The organism is Tabrizicola sp. (genome assembly GCF_041913445.1).
GTDB lineage: Bacteria > Pseudomonadota > Alphaproteobacteria > Rhodobacterales > Rhodobacteraceae > Tabrizicola.
The window spans coordinates 129,054-136,758 of sequence record NZ_JAYSFG010000010.1; the positions used below are offsets into that span (position 1 = coordinate 129,054).

10 protein-coding genes and 1 tRNA gene are annotated in these 7,705 nt (G+C 66.2%); all 11 read left to right on the plus strand.

All coding sequences use genetic code 11. The features are described from left to right. The first annotated feature begins 55 nt into the window (after positions 1-55). The 11 genes from ACE3Q6_RS13255 to ACE3Q6_RS13305 all read left to right on the plus strand — a co-directional run bounded on the left by ACE3Q6_RS13255 (position 56) and on the right by ACE3Q6_RS13305 (position 7,580). The gene (locus ACE3Q6_RS13255; protein ID WP_374433057.1) at positions 56-1,192 is read left to right on the plus strand and encodes an acyl-CoA dehydrogenase family protein; all 1,137 of its coding nucleotides are present in this window, start codon (positions 56-58) and stop codon (positions 1,190-1,192) included. 11 nt (positions 1,193-1,203) lie between these two features. Next, on the plus strand, positions 1,204-1,653 hold the full coding sequence (locus ACE3Q6_RS13260; RefSeq protein WP_374433059.1) for a cupin domain-containing protein: 450 nt from the start codon (positions 1,204-1,206) through the stop codon (positions 1,651-1,653). 1 nt (position 1,654) lies between these two features. Then, a complete protein-coding gene (locus ACE3Q6_RS13265; RefSeq protein ID WP_374433061.1) occupies positions 1,655-2,065 on the plus strand; it encodes an acyl-CoA thioesterase in 411 nt (136 codons plus the stop codon). Beyond that, complete coding sequence (locus ACE3Q6_RS13270) at positions 2,058-2,456, plus strand: RidA family protein (RefSeq protein WP_374433064.1); 399 nt, start codon at positions 2,058-2,060, stop codon at positions 2,454-2,456. Before ACE3Q6_RS13265 ends, ACE3Q6_RS13270 begins: the two co-directional genes overlap by 8 nt. 26 nt (positions 2,457-2,482) lie before the next feature. After that, complete coding sequence (locus ACE3Q6_RS13275) at positions 2,483-4,096, plus strand: AMP-binding protein (protein WP_374433066.1); 1,614 nt, start codon at positions 2,483-2,485, stop codon at positions 4,094-4,096. A gap of 100 nt (positions 4,097-4,196) precedes the next feature. After that, the gene (gene infA, locus ACE3Q6_RS13280; protein WP_050523081.1) at positions 4,197-4,415 is read left to right on the plus strand and encodes a translation initiation factor IF-1; all 219 of its coding nucleotides are present in this window, start codon (positions 4,197-4,199) and stop codon (positions 4,413-4,415) included. A gap of 1 nt (position 4,416) precedes the next feature. Beyond that, entirely contained in the window at positions 4,417-4,992 is a 576-nt protein-coding gene (locus ACE3Q6_RS13285; protein WP_374433070.1) for a nucleoside triphosphate pyrophosphatase, read from the plus strand. Further along, the gene (locus ACE3Q6_RS13290) at positions 4,989-6,026 is read left to right on the plus strand and encodes a ribonuclease E/G (RefSeq protein WP_374433072.1); all 1,038 of its coding nucleotides are present in this window, start codon (positions 4,989-4,991) and stop codon (positions 6,024-6,026) included. The genes ACE3Q6_RS13285 and ACE3Q6_RS13290 overlap by 4 nt, the downstream gene beginning before the upstream one ends. Continuing rightward, a complete protein-coding gene (locus ACE3Q6_RS13295) occupies positions 6,023-6,199 on the plus strand; it encodes a DNA gyrase inhibitor YacG (protein WP_374433074.1) in 177 nt (58 codons plus the stop codon). Before ACE3Q6_RS13290 ends, ACE3Q6_RS13295 begins: the two co-directional genes overlap by 4 nt. Before the next feature lie 59 nt (positions 6,200-6,258). After that, positions 6,259-6,334, plus strand: a tRNA-Phe gene (locus ACE3Q6_RS13300). A 61-nt stretch (positions 6,335-6,395) separates the two neighbouring features. Next, positions 6,396-7,580, plus strand: coding sequence for a DUF6538 domain-containing protein (locus tag ACE3Q6_RS13305; RefSeq protein WP_374433077.1), 1,185 nt, complete (start codon positions 6,396-6,398; stop codon positions 7,578-7,580). The last annotated feature ends 125 nt before the right edge of the window (positions 7,581-7,705 follow it).

The window sequence follows — 7,705 nt, forward strand, 5'->3', positions numbered from 1 at the left end:
TTCCCGGTGGCTTTGCTTCACCCTGAACCCCGATTGATATTTGGTCCTTTATGAAATGAGCGACACGAGTTTTCTGGATTGGCCGTTCTTCGAGCCCCGCCATCGTGAGTTGGCGGCGGCCTTGGATGAGTGGTGCGCGGCCAACCTGCCGGTGTCGCATGCCGATGTGGATGCGGCTTGCCGTGGGCTGGTCGCGGCGCTGGGGGCAGGTGGTTGGCTGAAGCATTCGGGCGCGGGAGAGGGGGAGCGGCTGGATGTGCGCTCGCTCTGCCTGATCCGCGAGACGCTGGCGCGGCATGACGGGCTGGCGGATTTCGCCTTCGCGATGCAGGGGCTGGGGATGGGGGCGGTCAGCCTGTTCGGGACGGCGGAGCAGCGGGAGTGGCTTTCGCGGACGCGGACGGGACAAGCGATCTCGGGCTTTGCGCTGACTGAACCGGGGTCGGGGTCGGACGTGGCGGCGACGGCGACCGTGGCGGAACGGGTGCAGGGTGGTTGGCGGCTGTCCGGGGAGAAGACGTACATCTCGAACGGCGGGATCGCGGATGTCTACGTGATCTTCGCGCGGACCGGGGAGGCTCCGGGCGCGAAGGGGCTGTCGGCGTTCCTGCTGCCCGCGGCGACCAGGGGGCTGGAGGTTGTCAGCCGGATCGAGGTGATGGCGCCGCATCCGCTCGCGCATCTGCGGCTGGACGGGGTGGAGCTGCCGGAGGCGGCACTGATCGGCAAGCCCGGCGAGGGGTTCAAGATCGCCATGTCGGTGCTGGATGTGTTCCGGTCCACAGTCGGCGCAGCGGCCCTGGGGTTCGCGCGGCGGGCGCTGGACGAGGCGCTGGCGCGGACGCAAGGGCGACGCATCCAGGGACAAGCGCTGTCCGAGTTGCAGCTGGTGCAGGGGCATCTGGCGGACATGGCGCTGGACATCGATGCCTCGGCCCTGCTGGTCTACCGGGCGGCCTGGACCAAGGACATGGGCGCGCAAAGGGTCAGCCGCGAGGCGGCGATGGCGAAGCTCTATTCGACGGAAGCCGCGCAGCGGGTCATCGACATGGCGGTCCAGCTGCATGGCGGCGACGGGGTGCGGCACGGGTTCGCCGTGGAAAGCCTTTACCGCGAGATCCGGGCGCTGCGGATCTACGAGGGGGCAAGTGACGTGCAGCGTATCATCATTGCCAGAAGTATTCTGGGATAGGGAGGGACGACATGGCGGATCTGAAAGGCGGGATCACCCGCAACGGCGAGGCCTATCACGGGCGGATGCTGAACATTTTGGGGCAGCGGTACTTCCCCAAGGCCTCCTGCGAGACGACCTTCAGCTTCGAGACCAACAGCGAGCCGGGCCAGTTCGTGCCGGTCCATGTCCACCCGACCCAGGACGAGTTCATCCTGGTGCAGGAGGGTGAGCTGCACCTGAAGCTTGATGGCGTCTGGTCGGTGGCCAAGGCCGGCGACCTTGTGCGGATGCCGAAGGGCGTGCCGCATGGCTATTTCAACAAGTCCGACAAGCCGGCACGGGCGCTGTTCTGGGTCTCGCCCGCGGGGAAGCTGGAAGCCCTGTTCGAGGCGCTGCACGACATGACCGACATCCCGGCCATCGTCGAGGCTTCGGCCAGGCACGATGTGGACTTCCTGCCGCCCGAGGCCAACGAGTAGGATGTACGAGCGACTGATCCAGATCGAGTTCAACCATTGCGACCCGGCGGGGATCGTCTTCTACCCCCGCTATTTCGAGATGGTGAACTCGGTCATCGAGAACTTCTTTGCCGATGTGGTCGGGCGCTCGTTCGCATCCATGCACTTTGGCGCGGACAACGGCGTGCCGACGGTGGCCATCGAGGCGGTGTTCCAGAAACCCTCGCGGCTGGGCGAGAAGGTGCGCTTTACGCTGCGGGTAGAAAGGGTCGGCGGCTCCTCGGTCAAGCTGTGGGTCGAGGGGCACGGGGACGATGGGTTGCGGCTCCGGGCGGGCATGACGCTGGCCTGGATCGACGGGATGCGCGCCGCGCCCTGGCCCAAGGACATGCGCGCGGCGCTGGAAGCCTACAAGGAGACGCAGGATGCATGAAATCCTTCACCCAAGGCACTGGAAGCCCGCGCGGGGCTACGCCAACGGCGTTGCGGCCGAGGGGCGGATGGTCTTTACCGGCGGCATCATCGGCTGGAACGCGGACCAGGAGTTCGAGACCGACGATTTCGTGGGCCAGGTCGAGCAGGTCCTGAAGTCCATCGTCGAGGTCCTGGCCGAGGGGGGCGCGCTGCCCGAGCATCTGGTGCGGCTGACCTGGTACGTCACGGACAAGCGGGAATATCTGGACCGGCTGCGCGAGCTGGGGGCGGTCTACAAGGCCGTGATCGGGCGGCATTACCCGGCGATGGCTCTGGTGCAGGTGGTGGCCCTGGTCGAGGACCGGGCCAAGGTGGAAATCGAGGCAACCGCCGTCATTCCTAAAGGGTGACGGCAGGGTTTGGGAGGACCCGACGGATGCTTGGACCGACAGGACATGAGGACACGTTCACCCGCGACCGCCTGCCCGCGCCCGAGGACTGGCCAGAGATCCGGCTGGGCGGGTTCGACTATCCCGACTGGCTGAACGTTGGTGTCGAGCTGACCGATGCGATGGTGGCAAAGGGCTTCGGTGACAACACCGCGCTGATCGGCAACGGCCGCAGCCGCACCTACAAGGAGCTGACCGACTGGTCGAACCGCATCGCCCATGCTCTGGTCGAGGATTACGGGGTGAGGCCCGGCAACCGGGTGCTGATCCGCTCGGCCAACAACCCGGCGATGGTGGCCTGCTGGCTGGCGGCGACCAAGGCTGGGGCGGTGGTGGTGAACACCATGCCGATGCTGCGCGCGGGGGAGTTGACGGCCATCGTCGACAAGGCCGAGATCACCCATGCGCTGTGCGACACCCGGCTGATGGAGGAGCTGGTCGCCTGCGCCAAGGTGTCCAGGCACCTGCGGACGGTTGTGGGCTTCGACGGGACCGCGAACCACGACGCGGAGCTGGATCGGGTGGCCCTGTCGAAGTCGGTGAAGTTTCAGGCGGTGCCGACGGGCCGGGACGACGTGGCGCTTCTGGGGTTCACCAGCGGGACGACGGGCGAGCCGAAGGCCACGATGCAGTTCCACCGCGACCTTCTGATCATCGCGGACGGCTATGCGAAAGAGGTCCTTGGCGTCACGCCCGAGGACGTTTTCGTCGGCTCGCCCCCCTTGGCCTTCACCTTCGGGCTGGGGGGACTTGCCATCTTTCCGCTGCGCTTCGGGGCGGCGGCGGCGCTTCTGGAACAGGCCAGCCCGCCCAATATGATCGAGATCATCCAGAAGCACCGTGCCACGGTCTGCTTCACCGCGCCCACCGCCTACCGGGTGATGCTGAAGGCGATGGCGGAAGGGGCGGACCTGTCCAGCCTTCGCGCCGCGGTCAGCGCGGGGGAAACGCTCCCCGGCCCGGTCTACGAGGAGTGGATGCAGAAGACCGGCAAGCCGATGCTGGACGGGATCGGCGCGACCGAGATGCTGCACATCTTCATCACCAACCGTTTCGACGACCACCACCCCGCCTGCACCGGCCGGCCGGTCACGGGCTACGAGGCGAAGATCGTGGGCGAGGACATGGCCGAGCTTCCTCGCGGGGAAGTCGGGCGGCTTGCCGTGCGCGGGCCGACGGGGTGCCGGTACCTCTCGGACAAACGGCAGAAGAATTACGTGAAGGCGGGATGGAACCTGACCGGCGACAGTTTCTGGCAGGACGAAGAGGGCCGCTTCCACTTTGCTGCGCGGTCGGACGACATGATCATCAGCGCGGGCTACAACATTGCGGGGCCAGAGGTCGAAGCCGCGCTTCTGTCGCATCCGGCAGTGCTGGAATGCGCCGTCATCGGCTCTCCGGACGAGGAGCGGGGGCAGATCGTCGAGGCGCATGTGGTTCTGGCCGAGGGGCACTCTGCCGGTGAGCTTCTGGTCAAGCTCTTGCAGGACCATGTCAAGCGCACCATCGCCCCCTACAAGTACCCGCGCCGCGTGATCTTCACCGATGCCCTGCCGAAAACGCAGACCGGAAAGATCCAGCGTTTCCGCCTGCGGACCTGACGCATTCCAGAATCCGCTTGAAACCCAGCGCCAACAGGCGCATATCGCGCCCCGGAAGCCTGCGGGACCAACCTGCGGGCCCATCTGCAATGGAGAGACCATGGCCAAGGAAGACATTCTCGAATTCCCCGGTGTCGTGAAGGAACTCCTGCCGAACGCGACATTCAGGGTCGAACTCGAGAACGGCCATGAGTTGATCGCGGTGATGGCAGGCAAGATGCGCAAGAACCGCATCCGCGTTCTGGCCGGTGACAAGGTGCAGGTCGAGATGACCCCCTACGACCTGTCGAAGGGCCGCATCAACTATCGCTTCAAGTAAATTGCGACTGATCCTGGGATCGGGCAGCCCCCGCCGGAAAGAGCTTCTGGCGCAGCTTGGGATCACGCCCGACCTGATCCTGCCCCCCGACATCGACGAGGACCCGAGGAAGGGCGAACTCCCCCGGCCCTACTGCCTGCGGCTGGCCGAGGAGAAGGCGCGCGCCGTCCCCGCCGGACCCGAGGACGTCGTCCTCTGCGCCGATACCACCGTGGCCCTCGGGCGTCGCATTTTGGGAAAGCCGGCCGATGCGGGCGAGGCTGCCGAATTCCTGGTTGCCCTCGGCGGCCGCCGCCACCAGGTCATCACCGCGCTTGCGGTGCGCCGGGGGGACCGGGTGCTGGTCCGCGAATCCTTGAGCACCGTGAAGATGAAGCGCCTGTCCGATGCCGAGCTGAATGCCTACCTCGCCAGCGGCGAATGGCAGGGCAAGGCGGGCGGCTACGGGATCCAGGGCCTGGCGGGGGCGTTCATCCCGTGGATTTCGGGATCCTTCACCGGGATCATGGGCCTGCCCGTTGCCGAGACGGCGGCGCTTCTTACAGCGATCGGCTATCCGGTCTGGAGGCAGGAATGAAGGGCCGCGTGCTGGTTCTGGACGAGATCGACGGCCGCCAGGCCGCCGCGCTGATGGTGGACGGGCGGCTTGAGGAGCTGGCCATCGACCCCGCGGAGGACGTGGCCATCCCGGGCGCAATCTACCGCGCCGTGGCGGACCGTCCGGTGAAGGGGCAGGGCGGGATCTTCGTCAAGCTGCCCCAGGGGTCCGGCTTCCTGCGCCAGATTTCCGGCGTCGCCCCTGGCCAGCGCCTGCTGGTGCAGGTCACCGGCCCGGCCGAGGCGGGCAAGGCCGTCCCCGTCACCACGCGCCTCCTCTTCAAGTCGCGCTTTGCGATCATCACGCCGGATGCGCCGGGCCTGAACATCTCGCGCCGGATCAAGGACGAGGAGCGCCGCGCCGAGCTGTCTGCCCTGGCGGAGGCCGGAATGTCCGGGGCTGACGAGGCGCTGGGCCTGATCCTGCGGTCGGGTTGCCTCGAGGCCGAAGACCAGGCGATCGTCGAGGACATCGCCGCGATGCGGGGCCTGGCCGAGGCGGTGCTGGCCGATGTGAGCGGCCCCCCTGAACTCCTGGTGGACGGACCCTCGGCGCACGACCGGGCCTTCCGCGACTGGCTCGACCCGGCGGTCGACGACGCGGACACGGACCCGGAAAGTTTCGAGCGCCACGGCGTGACCGAGGCGGTCGAGGCCCTGCGCGCGCCCCGAGTCGCGTTGGACGGCGGGGGTCACATGATGATCGAACCGACCCGGGCACTTGTGGCCGTCGATGTGAACACCGGTCCCGACACCAGTCCTGCCGCGGCGCTGAAGGCCAACGTCGCGGCCGCCCGCGACCTGCCGCGCCAGCTGCGCCTGCGCGGGCTTGGCGGGCAGGTGGTGGTGGATTTCGCGCCCATGCCGAAGCGCGACCGGCACATCCTGGACCAGGTGCTCAAGTCGGCCTTCAAGTCGGACGGCGAGGCGAACCTTGCGGGCTGGACGGTGCTTGGCCTCTACGAACTGACCCGCAAGCGCGACCGGCTGCCGCTGTCGGAGCTTCTGCCATGAGCTGCCCGATCTGCGGCAAGCCCGCCGCTCCCGACTACCGCCCCTTCTGCTCGCGCCGCTGCGCCGACGTCGACCTTGGTCGCTGGCTGACCGAAGGCTACCGCATCCCCGCCGAGCGCGAGGAAGAGGCCGCGGAGCCCGCCGACAACGACGCTCCGCCGAAGGCGCATTAGGGACGTTTTCCCTCTGGACAGCCCCCCGCCGCTTGGATATCACCCGCCCACCAAACGGTGCCCAGATAGCTCAGTTGGTAGAGCAGCGGATTGAAAATCCGCGTGTCGCTGGTTCGATTCCGGCTCTGGGCACCACCTTCACCGCCAAGCTATTGAATAGCCTCAGCTTTGTCCTTGGATGGAGCGAGCGTAGAACATGGCGGAGAACAAAGCTGCACCCCACTCATTTGTGAAAGACGGGGTCTACTACTTCATCAGACGCGTTCCGAATGACCTTCGGCACCACTACACGTCCCCCAAAATCTCCTACTCCCTGCGAACAAGGTCGGTCACTGTGGCCGCTTCCCGTGCCGTCCGGGCAGCGCAGAAGCTGGACGAGTATTGGTATCACCTCAGGATCAACGACAGCGATCTGCCGGGGAAGCACATGCTCCGCATGGCAGGAAACACTGGCTTGGCCCCTTCCGCTCGCCCGATAGCATCTGCGGTGGCTGTAGCGGCCAGCGTGAAGCTCTCAGAGGCGGTCAGCATCTACTTGCGCCTCAAGGGCAAGGGTCGCCCAATCACCTTCCAGCGGTCCGCTGAGAGGTCGTGTGGCTACGTCATCGACGTATGCGGGGACAAGGACATCGCAGCTTACACCAAGGCGGATGCGAACGCCTTCCGCGACGATCTGCTGAAGCGCGGCCTCACGGGCAGCAGCATCACCCGCATCTTCGGCACGGTTCGGTCGGTGATCAACTTCGCCGCCAGCGAGATTGGGATCGACTTCAGCAACCCCTTCGGCAAGGTCTACTACGACCGGAACGCGGGGGTCGAAGAGCGTGTTCCGCTCCCAATCGACGTGATCCGCAGCCTTCAGCAAGACTGCCGACGCATCGATGATGATCTCCGCTGGCTGGTCGCCTTGGTCTCTGACACGGGGATGCGGCTGGCAGAAGCTGCAGGGCTGCTGAAGGACGATCTCCGCCTCGACGACCCCATCCCGCATGTCGTGGTCCGTGAGCATCCGTGGCGGCGTCTGAAGACCGCTGGTAGCGCAAGGAAGGTCCCGCTGGTCGGTGCCTCTCTCTGGGCTGCTCAGCGCATCCACGGAGTTGTAACCGACAGCACCTTCGCCTTCCCTCGCTACAACAAGACGGACCAGACGAACTCGAACTCAGCCAGCGCGGCGCTGAACAAATGGTTGAAGCCACACGTCCCCGAGAAAGGGTCCATGCACAGCTTCCGCCACTCGATGCGGGACAGGCTCCGGGCTGTCGAGTGTCCAGCGGACATCGTGGACCAGATCGGCGGCTGGCAGACTGAGGGCGTCGGGCAGAGCTACGGGAAGGGTTACCCGCTGGAGGTGTTAGCGAAGTGGATGGCAAATGCTGCGTAGCTGCAGTGCCATGTTCTACGCTCGCTCCATCCAAGGACAAAGCTGAGGCTATTCAATAGCTTGGCGGTGAAGGTGGTGCCCAGAGCCGGTTGTGTTGCTCTGGTTCACGTCCCGTTACAGGCACC